Raw genomic sequence first — 17,210 nt, forward strand, 5'->3', positions numbered from 1 at the left:
TGCACCGCTAATTAATTAAAATCACAATAAGATATGAGGAGACGAAAAAATGAACAAAAAAGCAAAAATTTCATCATCTATACTACTTGGATTAACATTGGCTCTAACAGGATGTAACACAAACGCACAAGACAGTCATAGTGCACAGAAGCAGGAACAAACTGCCAAAGAAAGTAAACAAGAAAATAAGTTAACAGCAGGCCAGGAATTGACTAATATTCTTAGTGGCACGAATTGGCAAGGTACAAAAGTTTATGATAAGAATAATAATGACTTAACAAAGGAGAATGCTAACTTTATTGGTCTCGCAAAATATGACGATGAAACATCCAGATATGAATTTTTTGATAAAAATACAAAAGAAAGTCGTGGTGATAAGGGAACTTTCTTTATTACCAATGGGAAGATGCGAGTGTTAATTTCAGAATCGATGGGTTACCAGGCCGTTGTTGAAATAACAGAACTGAATAAGGATATGTTTACTTATAAAAGAATGGGTAAAGATGCTAATGGAAATGACGTAGAGGTGTTTGTTGATCATATTCCTTATAAGGAAACAGAACTTTCCTTTACAGATCCAGACAAAAATTTGGAAACTTACACAGGAGACGTAGAAACAGATGTTGATGGAGATAAAATTTTATCAAGCACCCCATGGCAAGGAACAGTGGCATTGGATGAAAAGGGAAATGATGTATCAAGCTATAACTCGAATTATTTAGGTCTTGCAAAATATGATGATAAAACAAATAAGTATGAATTTTTTGATGCTAAAACCGGTGAAAGCCGTGGTGATTACGGCTATTACGATGTTGTTCACGGAAATAAGATAAGAGCACATGTTTCACTAGGGGAAAATAAATATGGCGCAGTTCTTGAACTTACAGAGCTTAATGAAAATAAATTCACTTATAAACGAATCGGTAAAGATAAAGAGGGAAAAGATATAACGATAACAGTGGAACATATACCTTATGAAGGTGATTTGAAACTAAAATCAACTAAGTAAAATAGTAAGAAAGGGATTTTGCATGAATAGCAAAATCCCTTTCTTGTTATAGTAATAGAGTGGTGGTTAGAGATGTTTAAGCGTTAAACCGTTCAACAGATGTTTCCAGGTCATTAGCGAGCTTTACCATTGAGGAGGTGGAGAAGGAAATGTCCTCCATGGATTTGGCTTGTTGATCGGTTGATTGTGCCACTTGCTTTGAAGCCACTGCCGTTTCCCTTGTCAACCCTGCAAAATCTTCTATCGAAGCATTGATTTCCTGAGAACTTGCTGCCATCTGCTCTGTAATGGCTGATATTTCTTGAATCTGATCACTAACATGCTCAAAAGATTTTATAGTCTGTTTAAAAGTTTCTCTTGTATTCAGCACAAATTTTGTCCCTTCTTCTACCTCATTAGTTCCAGTTTCCATCATTTTCACTGATTCATTTATGATGGATTTAAAATGAAGCAGGGACTCTTGAATATGGATTGCAGATTCCTTCGTGCCCACTGCCAATTTCCGTACCTCGTTTGATACCACTGCAAAACCTTTACCTTGTTCACCGGCTCTAGCAGCTTCAATTGCCGCATTTAGTGATAGCAGGTTTGTTTGCTCGGCAATTCCTGTAATTACATGTACAATATTCACAATCTCATTTGCTTGTTCGTCCAAATTCTTTATTCTTGAACTTGTTTGCAGCATCACATCTTTTACTTGCAGAATTTGATTTGAGAGTTCATTTATATCTTCATTTCCAATGGACATCCTAGTTGAAACATGATTTGTCTGTTCGCTGACTTCTGAAGAAGCTTCGGCAATTCTTTGTATACCTATGGTCATTTCCTCGATGACCCTCGATGATTCTTCACTTCTGTGCAATTGTACTTCCGCAGCTCAAATGTCTAAGCTGCTCATAGCGATTGTTTTCTCAACCGTATCATTTGTACTTTTATACATTAATAATAAACTTCCAATTAATGTAATGATCATGCCTGTTAAAAGAACAAAACCTATTTTTGTACTGAGTTTATTCATCTTTATTTATTCCTTCCCCGTGTTATATATTAACCATGTTTTATATATAGGTAATAATTAAATTTATTTAATGAGTCCTTTTTAAAACCTCCGGGTGGAGTTTTAAACTTTTTTGTTAAAGCAGAATCTTAAAGGAAGAAGGGATGGACAATAAAAATAAGACCCCATGATACTGCCATTTTTATAAGAATGGCAGTGTCGTAGGATCTGTTAGTATGTTACATAGAAAGTCGCGAAATCTAGGTTCTGCTCCAGCCGCTAGGCAGATAAACGTTTATTTTTCCTTTGGAGAATCCATATTTCAATTGCACCAGAGCCAAGCAATACTCCTGAAACAATGAAGATAAGTCCGATGAAATGTGCAGGCACAAGGGCTTCATTAAGGAAAAATGCTGCCCCTAACAAAGAGAATAAGGTGTTTAAGTTAAGAAATATGGATGATTCGGCTGCGCCTACCTTACCAATGGCATAATTATAGCTCATGTGCCCGAGGGCGGTGGCAAAAATAGCGGAGAAAAAGAAAGCTCCCCAGATGGATGGCGGTGCGGTTGCCAGGGAAGATAAGCCCTCTGGTTCCTTCCATAAGCTGATAGCAAAAAGAATAAAAGACCCGATCAGCATCATGTAGCCGGTTAATAATCGTGGATCCATTGTTTTTGAGGCTTTATTAATGAGGATAAAACTCAATGCCTGTGAAAGAATGGAAAGCAAAATATCCACATCCCCAAGATTAATAGAATGAATTCCTCCGCTTCCTGCCATAACGGTAAAACTCACACCCAGGGAACCGCATATAAAGCCAAGCAGCTTGATTAACGTAGGTTTTTTTCGAAAGAAAATCATGGTCAAAATGACAGTCAATATTGGCCCCATGCCCAAAATCAATCCAGCATTCGAGGCGGAAGTCTTCGTCAATCCCTCAGCTAAAAAATAATGATGAAAAACGACACTCAAAAGTGCTCCTCCAAAAACGTAAAAAAGTTCACTTTTTTTAGGAAGGCGTATTAGTCCAAAGAAGAAAAGGATAATAATGACGATAAGAGAAGCAGTAAAAATTCTCATAGATGTTATCGTTACGGGCTGCGTATGCGCAACTAAAATTTTAATAACTGAGACATTTAACCCCCATGTAATCATTATTCCGGTAAGTAAGATGTATATTTTCAAAAAACTCATTCCAAACAACCTTTCAAACTTATTTAACAATTGATATATTATACAACTTTCTCCCAAATTAATAGCAAAGAGTAAATTTGATCGAAAAAAATCTGAAACTGTCAATCATTTAAAGATGAAACAGTTCTTCTTCGTTTTCCATAATATGGTCTTTTGTCGTAAATTTAGCTGAAATATCATATGAAAAAGTATGGAATAAAAATAAAATTAAAAATTATCAAACTTTTTTATTGTTTTTGATAGGGTTTTCATTTACAATTTCCTTATGATTTACCAAACCGGTTTAGTAAATAACTAAATCGATTTAGCTAATAAGCATAATGAAAGTGATATGATCAAATGTTTTTGTTTCCATTTGTGAATGTTCGCAAGAAGGAGGTACTGTATTGTCATCAAAATATGGTGTTTTAACGCTGGGCGACGCCATGATCACGCTAAATCCGGAAGAGACAGGACCTTTAAGATTCGTTAACCGTTTTGAGCGAAAAGTAGGAGGCGCTGAACTGAATTTTGCGATTGGCTGTGCCAGGCTAGGCTTGCGGTCAAAATGGATAAGCCGTTTAGGCAAGGATGAGTTCGGTAAAGTTATTTATAATTTCGCTCGTGGGGAAGGCGTGGACATGAGTGATGTGGCCTATGTAAATGGATATCCAACATCTCTTAACTTTAAAGAAATTCGGGAAGATGGTTCCGGAAAGACATTTTATTACCGCTATCAATCTCCCATTTTAACTTTAAAGCCTGGAGATATAACAGAGAAGATGTTTGAAGGGATTGATATAGTCCACCTTACTGGAGTATTTTTGGCTATAGATCCGAAAAATGTCAACATTGCCAAGAGGGTAATGGAAATTGCAAAACAAAAAAATATACCTGTTTCTTTTGATCCGAATATCCGCTTAAAGCTATGGTCCATCGAGGAAGCAAGATCAGTTTACTATGATATTTTTCCATATGTTGATATTTTGCTTACAGGTTTAGATGAAATAAGATTGATCATCGGTACTGACTCAAAAGAATCTTTGGCTGAATTCGCGAAGGTGAATGCTATTGATCAGCTTGTCATTAAGGACGGGAAACAAGGTTCAAAACTATATACCAAAAGTGAATGGCATGAAAAAGAAGCTTTCCCTGTAATACCTGTAGATACAGTTGGTGCGGGAGATGGTTATGATGCCGGTTATATTTACGGATACCTTAATGGTTTATCAATTGATGAAAGATTGGCATTCGCAAATGCTGTAGGAGCTCTTGTCACCACTGTTGCAGGGGACAATGAAGGATTACCATATTTGGATGAAGTAATGCCATTCATACAGAATGAGACTGTAATAGAAAGATAGTAGACTGAAAGAAATGGGGAGAGAAAATGGCAACAGTAACGATACAAGCCGAGGAAGCAAAACGATTAGTTATACAGCAGCTGACCAAAGTGGGTTTGAATGAAGAAACTGCCGGGAAAATTGCGGAAGTATTGGTTCATGCTGATCTCAGAAATGTCAATTCCCATGGTGTTTTGCGAACAGAGCATTATGTGAACCGTTTACAGGCAGGGGGTATAAATCCCGAAGCCCAGATTTCCTTCCAAAAGACAGGGCCCGTTACCGGTGTAATTGATGGAGATGATGGATTTGGGCATGTGATCAGCGACGTGGCCATGGACCATGCAATCGATATGGCTAGAGAAAATGGCGTGGGCATGGTGACTGTTTTTAATAGCAGCCATTGCGGAGCACTAAGTTATTTCGTTCAAAAAGCCGCTGATGCAAAGTTGATTGGCATCGCGATGTCACATACCGATAAAATTGTGGTCCCGTTCGGGGGGAAAACATCATTTCTTGGTACCAACCCAATCGCTTACGGAGTTCCTGCCAAAACGAAGAAACCCTATATTCTTGATATGGCAACATCCAATGTTGCATGGGGGAAAATTCTCCAGGCACGCGAAGAAGGAAAGGAAATCCCTGAAGGGTGGGGTGTCGATGAAAATGGAGCTGCAGTCACGGATCCGAATAAAGTCGTTTCCCTTTCCACTTTCGGAGGCCCGAAAGGCTATGGTCTATCGATAATTGTAGATGTGTTTTCTGGATTATTGGCCGGTGCGGCATTTGGCCCGCACATTGGGAAAATGTATGACGATCTTGATAAGAAACGGAAGCTGGGGCATTATTTTTGTGTAATTAATCCTTCATTCTTTACAGATACTGATATATTTTTAGAGCAAATGGATCAAATGATTGAAGAGCTGAAACAGGTTGAACCTGCTCCAGGGTTCGATCGCGTATATGTACCGGGTGAGATTGAACAAATCAATGAAGAAAAAAACCTGAAACATGGTATTACGATAGCATCAAGTGTTTATGAATTTCTTACAAAGTAGGTGGGAGAAATGAAAGCGGTTCAAGTACGGAAAGCTCATGAACTTATCATACAAGAAGTTGAAAAACCACGGATTTCGAACTCGACGGATGTCCTTGTAAAAGTAAAAAGAGTCGGGATTTGTGGATCGGATATGCATATTTACCATGGTACGAATCCTCTTGCTACGCTGCCGCGAGTCGTCGGGCATGAAGTAGCGGGAGAAGTTGTGGAGATTGGACAAGGCGTCGTGGGCATAAAAGTTGGGGACCATGTTGTTATTGAGCCCATCAGTTACTGCGGGAAGTGTTACGCCTGCCGCAAAGGCCGCCAAAATGTTTGTGAAAAACTGTCCGTTTTTGGCGTACATGAAGATGGTGGTTTGAGAGAATGGTTCGTCCTTCCCGAGAAACAATTACATGTTGTGGATTCCGCGTTGGCTTGGGAAGAAATAGTATTGGCTGAGCCATATACAATCGGAGCACAGGCCGTTTGGAGAGGTGAAGTGGAGGAAGGGGAAACAGTGCTTATCCAGGGAGCTGGGCCTATTGGGATTTGCATATTAAAGATGGCAAAGCTTCAAGGAGCATCAGTGATGATCACGGATTTAAGTGAGGAGCGTTTGGAATTCGCTAAAGAAAGCGGCGCCGATATCACCGTCCATGCGGGAAAAGAAGATGTTCAAAAACGAGTGGAAGAATGGACGAATGGAGAAGGTGCCAACGTCGTCATTGATGCAGTATGCTTGCCGATGACATTTGAATTGTCCTTTGATGTCGTATCAACGGCGGGCCGGATTGTCGTACTCGGTTTTGATGAACGGGCAGCATCAGTTTCCCAACTCCCAATCACTAAAAAGGAAGTCTCGGTTAAAGGATCTAGGTTGCAAACCAATCAGTTCCCAAAAGTAGTTAAACTTTTAAATGAAGGAAAACTCAGACAAGAAGGTTTAATTACCCACACATTTTCGCTGGATGATATCCAGGAAGCATTTAATTTTGTGGAAAATCATCCCGAACAAGTTCGAAAAGCGATCATCGTTTTTAATTAAAGGGGGGCAGTTTATGGACAAACATTCAATCATTCATCGAATAAAGGAAACGAAAGTTGTAGCTGTTATCCGGGGACAGGATGCAAAGGAAGCGGCACAACTGTCTAAAGCAGCTGTGGAAGGCGGTGTTCGGGCAATAGAATTGACTTATACAACACCGGGAATTGAAGAAGCTTTCAATGAACTGCAGAATACGGATGCACTCTTAGGAGCAGGTTCGGTACTTGATTCTGAAACGGCTCGACATGCGATTTTAGCTGGTGCCAATTTTATCGTCAGTCCCTATTTTGTCAATGGAGTAGCCGAACTTTGTAATCGATACGGCATTCCCTATATGCCTGGTTGCATGACAATCAAAGAAATGGCTACGGCAATGGAAGCAGGTTGTGATGTTTTGAAGTTATTTCCGGCAAACCATTTTGAACCTTCCTTCATCAAGTCGGTTAATGGTCCACTGCCTAATGTAAGAATCATGCCAACCGGCGGAATTAATTTGGATAACATGAAGGACTGGCTGAATGCAGGTGCGGTAGCAATCGGGATTGGCAGTGATTTGAACAAAGCCTATCAAAATGGCGGCTATGAAGCAGCAGTGGAATTAAGCGGAAAATATATGCAAAAGATTTCGGAATGACGGAGGTGCATGATGAACATTACATTTAGATGGTATGGGAAAGACAATGATACCGTTACATTGGAGCACATTAAACAGATTCCTGGTGTGAAAGGGATTGTTTGGGCACTACACCAAAAACCTGTTGGTGAGGTATGGGAAAAGGAAGAAATTAAAGAAGAAATCGAATATATCCAATCATTTGGTTTTCACACGGATGTTGTAGAAAGTGTAAATGTCCATGAATCGATTAAATTGGGTAACGAAGACCGCATGATATATATTGAGAAATACAAAGAGACGATCCGAAATCTCTCGGAAGCTGGAGTGAAAGTCATTTGCTATAACTTCATGCCGATTTTTGATTGGACTCGTACGGAAATGTTCCATCCTTTGGAAGATGGCTCAACTGCCCTATTTTATGAAAAGGCGAAAGTGGATACGTTAGAACCGCAAGATTTGATTCGTACTGTGACGGAAGCTTCCGATTTAACTTTACCAGGTTGGGAACCAGAAAAAATGGATCGAATTTCTGAATTATTCGAAGCTTACAAAACTGTCGATGAAGAGCAACTATGGGTCAATCTTGAAATATTCCTTAAAGAAATATTACCTGTTGCCGAGGCTTGCGGCATTAAAATGGCTATTCATCCGGATGATCCACCATGGTCCATTTTTGGCTTGCCAAGAATCATCACCGGTGAATCGAGCTATGAAAAACTGATATCGATTTCGGACTCACCGTCGAATGCATTTACCATGTGTACTGGATCGATGGGGGCAAACCCTGAAAATGATATGGTCCAAGTGGCTAAAAAGTATGCAAACCGTTCGCCTTTCTCCCATATTCGAAATGTGAAGATTTATGAAAATGGTGACTTTGTGGAAACATCCCATCATACCCAGGATGGATCCATCAATATACAGGGCGTCGTGGAAGAATTGAATAAGCAGAATTATACTGGTTATGTCAGACCAGATCATGGCCGCCATATTTGGGGTGAAGATTGTCGCCCAGGTTACGGTTTATATGACCGAGCATTGGGCATCATGTATTTGCTCGGATTATGGGATGCATATGAAGCTGGTAAATCAGGTGGGAAATCATGATTCCCATCCATGAAAACTTATCGAATAGGGTGGCAGTGATCACTGGAGGCAGCGGTGTTTTATGTTCGAAAATGGCTGTGGAATTGGCCCGTCATGGTGTCAGGATAGCTATATTGAACAGATCGGCCGAAAAAGGGCAAGAAGTGGTGGAACTCATTGAACAAAAAGGGGGCACTGCGATATCCATAGCAGCAGACGTTTTGGATAGAGCCTCATTGGAGAATGCAAGAGGAAAAATAATAGAATCGTTCGGAAGAGTGGATCTATTAATAAATGGAGCTGGAGGCAATCATCCTGATGCCATTATAGCTCCTGAGAAATATGGGGAAGAAGCGGAAGGGAAATCCTTTTTTGATTTAGACGAAAATGGTTTCTCCCAGGTTTTTGCCAGTAATTTCACCGGTACATTTTTGGCCAGTCAGGTTTTTGGGAAAGAGTTATTGCAAGTGGAAGCACCGGTTATCGTAAATGTATCTTCCATGAGTGCCTACGCTCCGATGACTAAAGTGCCAGCATACAGTGCGGCCAAAGCTTCGATAAATAATTTTACGATGTGGATGGCTGTACATTTTGCCGAAGCAGGTTTACGGGTGAATGCCATTGCTCCAGGATTCTTTTTGACGAAGCAAAATCGGGATCTTCTGCTTAATGAAGATGGCAGTCTGACAGCAAGGTCTAATAAAATCATAACTTCAACACCCATGAAGCGTTTTGGGCAGCCTGAAGACTTACTTGGAACGTTGCTTTGGCTCGCTGATGAATCCTACTCGGGCTTTGTCACAGGAATTACGGTACCGGTCGATGGTGGTTTCATGGCATACTCCGGCGTCTGAATTCAGCTCCTATAAAAAGGCAAACAAGTTAACGTGATAAATTAGTTCCATGGTATGGGAAATTGACTTTTTTACTGCATCAGAAGGTGATTGTCAAGCTTTACTTATTATAATAGAATATTCCTTATATATTGAAATCACACGACAGGGATGAATGAAATGAAAACCATTACAATTACTGATGTCGCCAATCACGCGAAAGTATCAAAAAGCACAGTTTCCCAATACCTGAACAAACGCTATGAATATATGAGTGAAAAAACCAGGAAAAAAATTGAAGAAACAATCGAAGAGTTAAACTATCAGCCTAATATAATAGCTCGCAGTTTAAAACAAAAGTCCACTTTTACCGTTGGGGTAGTGGTTGCCAATATCCTTCACACGTTTTCAACGCAAGTTATTAGAGCGATAGAAAACTACTTTTATGAACAAGGGTTCCATATTATCGTATGCAATGCGGATGACAATCCTGAAAAGGAAAAGAATTATATTGAAATGCTAAGAGCTAAACAAGTGGATGGGATCATCATTTTCCCCACAGGGGACAATCTTGATTTATATCAACGGATGAAGAGTGATCAATTCCCGATTGTATTCATGGATAGGACAATACAAGAATTGAATATTGCTACAGTCATGCTCGATAATCACCTTGCTTCCAAGTTAGCGGTAGATCGGTTTATTGAAAAGGGTTTTGAAAACATTGCAATCATAACCACTTCAATAATACGCGATATCAGCCCTCGAATCGAACGGATCCAAGGGTATAAGGATTCACTCGCGTCACATGGGATACCAGTCAATTCTAAATATATAAAAACCGTGAATGCAGATGAAATTCCGCTTGCGCTTTCAGAATTTTTCGAATTGGAAAAGCCGCCTCAAGCCATATTGGCAGGAAATGATATCGTACTTAATGAAGTATTGCGTTATATGAAACAGCATGAAATCCATATACCTGATGACATAGCGGTCATAGGCATCGATGATGTACCATATGCCAGTTTCTATACACCGACCATCACAACGGTTAATCAGCCAGCCATTGAAATGGCCAACTTGGCAGCGGAGTTACTGCTTAGTCAAATCAATAAAACAGGAAAAGAGGATACAAGCGTGCATCGCTTGAAACCGACTTTGCTTACAAGGAATTCTTGCTAGAAATGTATGTAAGATTCCTGTAAAAAAGGAAGCGCTTTTTTACAGGAATTCTAAACCGATTTAGTTAAAGATCTTTAGGTTTTACTCTTGGTTATTAAATGGAAACGTTTCCATAAATGCTGCTGCATTTTCAGAAATGTATAGGGGGGTACTTTATGTTTTCAAATGGTAGAGGAATGGTTATCGTATTCTTGTTCTTGGCAGGCGTAATAAATTATCTGGACCGATCTGCACTGTCCATTGCAGCTCCGTTCATTCAAGATGATTTATCTTTAACAGCCACACAGATGGGAATTATCTTTAGTAGCTTTTCCGTTGGTTATGCCGTATTTAACTTCCTTGGAGGAATGGCATCCGATAAATGGGGAGCTAAGCTTACGCTTTTCGTGGCGATGATCGTTTGGTCTTTATTCAGTGGTGCGCTTGTACTTGCTGTCGGTTTTGCCAGTATGATCGTCATCCGCATCCTGTTTGGGATGGGCGAAGGCCCTCTTTCGGCAACCATCAATAAAATGGTGAATAACTGGTTCCCGGCAAATCAACGGGCATCTGTCGTTGGTTTGACGAATAGCGGGACGCCGCTTGGTGGCGCCATTGCAGGTCCGATAGTTGGATTCATTGCCATCTCATATGGATGGAGAGTTTCTTTCATTGCCATAATGGTAATTGGTCTTATATGGGCGATTTGCTGGTGGAAGTTTGTTAAAGAAAAACCAGAAGAGTCAAAAGAACAGAAGCATACAGGAAAATCTTATGTAGCGGCAACATCGGAAGAAAAAATGAAATTCACCTTTTATTTAAAACAAAAAACGGTTTTATTTACAGCTCTAGCCTTTTTTTCTTACAACTACATTCTCTTCTTTTTCTTAACTTGGTTCCCAAGCTATTTGGTGGATGCACGCGGGCTAAGTGTAGAAAATATGAGTATCATTACAGTGATTCCTTGGATTTTTGGATTCATCGGACTAGCTTTGGGTGGATTCGTGTCGGATTTCTTCTATAAAAAATTCGCACAAAAAGGTGTTTTATTCTCACGTAAGCTCGTGCTAGTAACATGTTTGTTCTTATCTGCGGTATGTATCGGTTTTGCTGGACTTGTGTCCACAACGGTCAGTGCAGTAACGCTTGTCGCACTTTCCGTCTTCTTCCTATATTTGACCGGTGCCATTTACTGGGCAATCGTCAACGATGTCGTCGACCCTGGTAATGTTGGTTCTGTTGGAGGTTTTATGCATTTCTTGGCAAATACAGCAGGAATCATCGGACCGACGTTAACAGGATACATTGTCGATACCTCAGGCACATACACAGTTGCATTCTTGCTTGCAGGTGGATTGGCAGTTGTTGCATCGCTAGCGGTCATCCGTTTTGTACGACCGATAGTAAAGCCTGCGTAATAGATTGTTAGAATGGAAGTGTCTCCCAAAGGGAAGACACTTCCTTTTTTCATTTGTATTAGGCACGCCTAGCGAATCCGATTTTCTTTTCGAAATGTAGCTGGTGTCATTTCATTGTATTTCTTAAAGGTACGATAAAATTGGGGCATGCTTTCAAAACCACACATTTCGGCAATATGGGCAATGGTGTGATTCGTTTCTAGTAAAAGTTCCTTTGCCTTGATGATCCTTTTCGTGTTTAGATACACGACTAACCCAATTCCAGTCGTTTCCTTAAAAACCCTGCTAAAATGTGCGGGACTGACCAATGCTTTTTGTGCAAGTATCGTCAGCGTCAATGGTTCATCCATATGTTCATTAATATAGATTAAAATATCTTTCATCCATTCTGAACTATAGCTCTTGCCCTCGGATAATTCTTGTTTGCCATTTTTCCGGATACGGTATAAATCAAGTATGATCTGATGAACGATCAGCAAACAAGCATGCCTCGAGCCTAATAATTGGCTAGTTGTTTCTTGAAGGATGAGCTGTAGCTGTTCTTCCAACTTTTCTTGTTCCTTCTGCGGCAATGATATTTTGTAATTCTTACTCTTTTTTGTCAGATCAAACAAGTGTAAATATGAAAAAGAATCATCAACCATATCTTTATATATTAATGTGGGACTGAAAAAGATAATGGTGGAGGTGACAGGGTCGTCCTTATTCGGTAATGCCCTATGAATGGTATTATTCGGGATCAGGAATACATCCCCTTGCTGCATTTCATAAAACACATCACCGATAAAAAAGGTCCCTTTACCGTTATAAACATAAACAATTTCATAATGGTCATGCATATGATCGGACAATTCATTCTGGGGACTTTTCGTATCTTGATAGACAAAAGAAAATGGGAAGAGTAAATCATGGTTTAATGCATTATGAATTTTTTTCATTTGTTCATCTCCTGAAAGTATAATACAACAAGAATGAGTATATTTATAGCAAAAAACGCAATTTATATATCATAAATTGATGTTAAAATTAAAATAGATTTAAAAATTAAAAAATTCAAGGGAAAAATGAAAGGGCTTTCGGAATGAATTGACGTTTGGTTCTTAACGTCTTACTCATGATAAGGAGGGATAAAATGAATAAATATGTTCAATTGCATTCAAATGATGATGTTGTTATTTCCTTGGAGGGGATTCATAAAGGACAGAGCCTCCAGTTTCAAACAGAAGACAGTGGAATGATCCATATCAAGGCAAATGACGAAATTCCTAAAGGGCATAAAATGTTAGTGAAACCGGTTAAACGAGGGGAGGACGTAATCAAATTTGGCTACTCGATCGGAAAAGCTAAAGAAGATCTCTCCATTGGAGATTGGATTCACACTCACAATCTGACATCCGGTTTGCATGGCATATTAGATTATTCCTATCAACCTAGCATACAAAATACAAAAGAACCCAGTCAAAATCATACCTTCCAAGGATATATCCGTGAAAATGGGGAAGTGGGTATCCGGAATGAAATCTGGATCATCAACACAGTAGGCTGCATCAATAAAACATGTGAACTTCTCGCTAAAATGGGAAATGAGCAGTTTAAAGATCGACAAATTGATGGGGTGCATCACTTTTCCCACCCCTACGGTTGTTCTCAATTGGGAGATGATTTGACCCATACACAGAAACTATTGGCAGCCTTGGTTCAACATCCAAATGCAGCAGGGGTTTTAGTAGTTGGATTAGGATTTGAGAACAATCAAATCGAAGCATTTAAAGAAGTCATAGGCGAATTTCCTCCAAGTCGGGTTAAATTTTTAAAAGCCCAGGAGGTTCAAGATGAATTGGAGAGCGGCTTACGCTTAATGGGTGAACTAGTGGAATATGCGGAAGGGTTCATACGCCAGACCGTACCAGTTTCAAAGTTGAAAATAGGCTTGAAGTGCGGGGGTTCAGATGGTTTTTCAGGCATTACCGCTAATCCATTGGTTGGTGCGGTTTCCGACTTAATCGTGGAGAATGGCGGGACCACGATATTGACAGAGGTTCCTGAGATGTTTGGAGCGGAAACGATATTGATGAACAGGGCAAGGGATGAAGAAACCTTTAAGAAAATCGTTGGCCTTATTAATGATTTCAAACAGTATTTCATTCGCCATGATCAAGAAATTTATGAAAACCCTTCACCTGGAAACAAGGAAGGCGGCATAAGTACACTGGAGGAAAAATCACTTGGATGCACGCAAAAAGGGGGCCATGCCACTGTAGTGGATGTAAGCCCATATGGAGAACGAGTGGTGAAGCATGGTTTGAATTTGATCAATTCCCCTGGAAATGATCTGATTTCGGTGACGGCTTTGGCAGCAGCCGGCGCACATATCGTTCTATTCACTACGGGAAGAGGAACACCCTTCGGCGGACCGGTGCCAACTGTAAAAATAGCTACGAATTCAGAATTAGCCAATCGTAAAAAGCACTGGATTGATTATAATGCCGGACGGTTGATTGAAGGTCAAAAGATCGATGAATTAAAGGACGAGTTATTCCATTACATTCTTGAGCTTTCATCCGGTAAAAAGAAAACGAATAATGAAAAATTCGGATATAGGGAGATAAGCATCTTTAAAGAAGGTGTCATTCTCTAATAGTACACGGTTTCTATTAAGCTATAAAAAAAGGAGTGATATTCAGTGAAAAGTATCGTTTGTGAACAACCTTTTGAATTTAAGATGATCGAATCGGAAAAACCTATTCCAAACTCAGGGGAAGCTTTGATTCGTGTGCGACGTATAGGTATATGCGGTACGGATATCCATGCCTATGGAGGTAATCAGCCCTTTTTTAGCTATCCTCGAATACTTGGCCATGAATTATCCGGTTTAATTGAGTCCATACCGGAAAATGAATCAGGGCTTAGTGTCGGGGATCAGGTATCGATCATCCCCTATATGGAATGTAGAAAATGCTTGGCTTGCAGAACTGGAAAAACGAACTGTTGTACGGATATGAAAGTGTTGGGTGTACATGCTGAAGGAGGCATGAGTGAGTGGATTACGGTTCCTTATAATCATTTGGTGAAAACAGAAGGTCTCACACTTGATCAATCCGCAATGATAGAGCCTTTAAGTATCGGGGCTCACGCAGTCAGGCGCGCCGCTATTCATAAAGGGGAATTTGCACTAGTAATTGGTGCTGGTCCCATTGGTTTGGGAGTCATGGCATTCGCTAAAGAACAGGGTGCGAAGGTGATCGCAATGGATGTAAATGATGAACGCCTTGCGTTTGCTGGCAAATGGGCAAATGCCGATTATACTTTTAACGTTATGGAGAATCCAATGGAGAAATTGGCCCAATTGACGAATGGAGATATGCCAAGCGTGGTATTTGATGCTACAGGTAATGCTAAGTCAATGATGGAGTCATTTAAATATCCTGCTCACGGGGGAAGATTGATTTATGTAGGTTTAGTTAAAGCGGATATTACCTTCAATGATCCTGAATTCCACAGTAAAGAGCTTACATTGATGGGAAGCCGTAATGCAACAAAGGAAGACTTTGATTATGTCGTGAATACGCTGAAGAATGACAAGCTGGATATGAGCCAGTATATTACACACCGCACACATATGGATGAAATGATCAATCAATTTGAAGGGTGGTTAACTCCTGAAGCTAAAGTGATCAAGGCGATTGTCGAAATATAAGCATTAGGTATGCTTTTAGTTCGCACTCTGAATTGGATATTTCAATAAGAAAGGAGTTCTTTTATCATTGAACATAAATAAAAGTCAACTAAAGCGTTTGAGTAAAGATACAAAAGCTGTCCAATCCTCACTTAAGATGGATTTCCCCATAAAAGTATTGCAGATTGGTGAGGGGAATTTTCTTCGGGGCTTCTTTGATTGGATGATTCATGAGTGTAATAAACAAGGTCATTTCAGGGGAAGCATTGCAGTTACCCAGCCTCGGCCCGCCGGTAAAGGGAAAATAGAAGAAGTGAAGCGGCAAGATGGACTGTATACATTAATGTTACGTGGTTTTCACCAAGGGGAGAAAGTGGAAAGTACAGAGATCATTTCCGTTTTTTCGAAGGCAATTGATCCATATGAAGAATGGATCGAATTTTTAGCACTATCAGAAAATCCTGAATTGGAATTTGTAGTTTCCAACACGACTGAAGCAGGAATCAAATATCAGCCGATACCTTTGGAAGAAGGAAAGCCGATGGAATCTTTTCCAGGAAAACTGACTGCTTTTTTGTATCACCGTTATCTGCATTTCAATGGAGATGCGAAAAAAGGATTGATCATGCTTCCATGTGAGCTTTTAGAGAGAAATGGTGATTCTTTGAAGCAATGTGTTCTTAAGCATGGCAGGGATTGGGATTTACCCAAGTCATTCATTGATTGGGTGGACCGGGACAATCTCTTCCTAAACTCGCTTGTAGACCGAATCGTTACAGGGTTCCCAGCCAATGAGTCAGAAAAACTATTTGCGGCATGGGGATATAAGGATACTCTGCTAAATACGGCAGAACCCTACCATTTATGGGCTATTGAAGGTGACCCTAGTATTGATCAACGTCTTCCTTTACGAAAATCCGGATTGAATGTGCGTTGGGTAAAAGATTTAACGCCATATCAAATGAGGAAGGTACGGATACTTAATGGTTCACATACCTTGTTGGCTCCTTTAGGGATTTTATCTGGATTGGAAGAAGTGAAACAGGCAATCGATCATCCGGAATTCAACCAATTTCTGAGCAATGCCATCGAAAAGGAAATAATTCCTTCATTACCCTTTGATCAAAATGAGATGAAGCTATATGGGGAAAGTGTTCTTGAGCGATTTAAGAATCCTTTTGTACATCACCTCCTGACCGATATTTCGCTGAATAGCATTTCTAAGTTCAAAGTTCGTCTCCTGCCTACCTTAGAGGAATATCAAAGGTCGAAAGGCACGCTGCCCGACTGTATCGTAAGAGGTTTTTCGGGCCTGATCCGATTTTATAGGGTTAATGAAATGAAGGGGACTTATCTTGGTAAAAGCTTTGCGGGTAAAGATTATGTCGTTAGAGAAGATATAAAGACAATTGAATTTTTCAGTGAACAATGGCTTAATTATGAGAGGGGGCTAATCCCGCTTAGACAATTGATAGAGGCGACCTTAAGTAATCAATATCTATGGGGGAAGGATTTGAGCGGTATCCCGAACCTAGGAAACGAATTATGCCAATATCTAGAAGGGATGATCGACTGAAATTAGCCTTTGAAAGGATTTTAGTAAAATTAATTTCATGAATATTCTCCCTATCTCTTATTTTTTTCTTTATTTTATTTGTATTTTTGGTATACTGGATAAGTGATATTTTTTCTTGTTAGTTTCCTAATGAAAAGATATTAAAAGAATTACATATTCTTATATTCCCGTGAAGGGGAGTAGCGTCAGGGATAACCTGAAATAAAGTCGTCATTACGTGGGAATCCCACCG

The 17,210-nt window shown here is 39.8% G+C and carries 15 protein-coding genes; 12 read left to right on the plus strand and 3 right to left on the minus strand.

Translation table 11 applies throughout. From position 1 onward, the window contains the following. Positions 1-49: 49 nt before the first annotated feature. Positions 50-1,009, plus strand: coding sequence for a DUF4822 domain-containing protein (locus ACZ9AO_RS14270; protein WP_430114282.1), 960 nt, complete (start codon positions 50-52; stop codon positions 1,007-1,009). A gap of 76 nt (positions 1,010-1,085) precedes the next feature. Here the strand turns inward: ACZ9AO_RS14270 and ACZ9AO_RS14275 are convergent, their stop codons facing one another. Next, on the minus strand, positions 1,086-1,871 hold the full coding sequence (locus ACZ9AO_RS14275) for a methyl-accepting chemotaxis protein (RefSeq protein ID WP_476109306.1): 786 nt from the start codon (positions 1,869-1,871) through the stop codon (positions 1,086-1,088). Between the two features lie 414 nt (positions 1,872-2,285). Next, positions 2,286-3,203 carry a DMT family transporter gene (locus ACZ9AO_RS14280; protein WP_034307115.1) on the minus strand — a complete coding sequence of 306 codons (918 nt, stop codon included), beginning with the start codon at positions 3,201-3,203 and terminating at the stop codon, positions 2,286-2,288. A 386-nt stretch (positions 3,204-3,589) separates the two neighbouring features. On the opposite strand from ACZ9AO_RS14280, the gene ACZ9AO_RS14285 reads away from it, so the two are divergent. From ACZ9AO_RS14285 to ACZ9AO_RS14320, 8 genes are all read left to right on the plus strand, one after another. After that, on the plus strand, positions 3,590-4,546 hold the full coding sequence (locus tag ACZ9AO_RS14285) for a sugar kinase (protein ID WP_476109307.1): 957 nt from the start codon (positions 3,590-3,592) through the stop codon (positions 4,544-4,546). 26 nt (positions 4,547-4,572) lie between these two features. Next, positions 4,573-5,583, plus strand: coding sequence for an ureidoglycolate dehydrogenase (gene allD, locus ACZ9AO_RS14290; RefSeq protein ID WP_251539919.1), 1,011 nt, complete (start codon positions 4,573-4,575; stop codon positions 5,581-5,583). Positions 5,584-5,592: 9 nt separating this feature from the next. After that, a complete protein-coding gene (locus ACZ9AO_RS14295) occupies positions 5,593-6,612 on the plus strand; it encodes a zinc-binding alcohol dehydrogenase family protein (RefSeq protein ID WP_476109308.1) in 1,020 nt (339 codons plus the stop codon). Between the two features lie 13 nt (positions 6,613-6,625). Continuing rightward, the gene (locus tag ACZ9AO_RS14300) at positions 6,626-7,246 is read left to right on the plus strand and encodes a bifunctional 2-keto-4-hydroxyglutarate aldolase/2-keto-3-deoxy-6-phosphogluconate aldolase (RefSeq protein ID WP_057277499.1); all 621 of its coding nucleotides are present in this window, start codon (positions 6,626-6,628) and stop codon (positions 7,244-7,246) included. 12 nt (positions 7,247-7,258) lie between these two features. Then, a complete protein-coding gene (gene uxuA, locus ACZ9AO_RS14305) occupies positions 7,259-8,335 on the plus strand; it encodes a mannonate dehydratase (protein ID WP_476109309.1) in 1,077 nt (358 codons plus the stop codon). Then, entirely contained in the window at positions 8,332-9,168 is an 837-nt protein-coding gene (locus ACZ9AO_RS14310; RefSeq protein ID WP_476109310.1) for an SDR family oxidoreductase, read from the plus strand. Before uxuA ends, ACZ9AO_RS14310 begins: the two co-directional genes overlap by 4 nt. Before the next feature lie 159 nt (positions 9,169-9,327). Further along, positions 9,328-10,329, plus strand: coding sequence for a LacI family DNA-binding transcriptional regulator (locus ACZ9AO_RS14315; RefSeq protein WP_476109311.1), 1,002 nt, complete (start codon positions 9,328-9,330; stop codon positions 10,327-10,329). Positions 10,330-10,484: 155 nt separating this feature from the next. Continuing rightward, a complete protein-coding gene (locus ACZ9AO_RS14320) occupies positions 10,485-11,726 on the plus strand; it encodes an MFS transporter (RefSeq protein WP_476109312.1) in 1,242 nt (413 codons plus the stop codon). Between the two features lie 68 nt (positions 11,727-11,794). On the opposite strand, the gene ACZ9AO_RS14325 is transcribed toward ACZ9AO_RS14320, so the two are convergent. Continuing rightward, positions 11,795-12,664, minus strand: coding sequence for an AraC family transcriptional regulator (locus ACZ9AO_RS14325; RefSeq protein ID WP_251539914.1), 870 nt, complete (start codon positions 12,662-12,664; stop codon positions 11,795-11,797). Between the two features lie 194 nt (positions 12,665-12,858). On the opposite strand from ACZ9AO_RS14325, the gene ACZ9AO_RS14330 reads away from it, so the two are divergent. The 3 genes from ACZ9AO_RS14330 (at position 12,859) to ACZ9AO_RS14340 (ending at position 16,978) form a co-directional block, all read left to right on the plus strand. After that, positions 12,859-14,364 carry a UxaA family hydrolase gene (locus ACZ9AO_RS14330; protein ID WP_476109313.1) on the plus strand — a complete coding sequence of 502 codons (1,506 nt, stop codon included), beginning with the start codon at positions 12,859-12,861 and terminating at the stop codon, positions 14,362-14,364. A 45-nt stretch (positions 14,365-14,409) separates the two neighbouring features. Further along, positions 14,410-15,423 (plus strand): zinc-binding alcohol dehydrogenase family protein, encoded by a 1,014-nt coding sequence (locus tag ACZ9AO_RS14335; RefSeq protein WP_251539912.1) that lies wholly within the window; start codon positions 14,410-14,412, stop codon positions 15,421-15,423. 67 nt (positions 15,424-15,490) lie between these two features. Beyond that, positions 15,491-16,978, plus strand: a complete 1,488-nt coding sequence (locus tag ACZ9AO_RS14340) for a tagaturonate reductase (RefSeq protein ID WP_476109314.1) — start codon at positions 15,491-15,493, stop codon at positions 16,976-16,978. The last annotated feature ends 232 nt before the right edge of the window (positions 16,979-17,210 follow it).

The organism is Peribacillus sp. TE19612 (genome assembly GCF_056279465.1).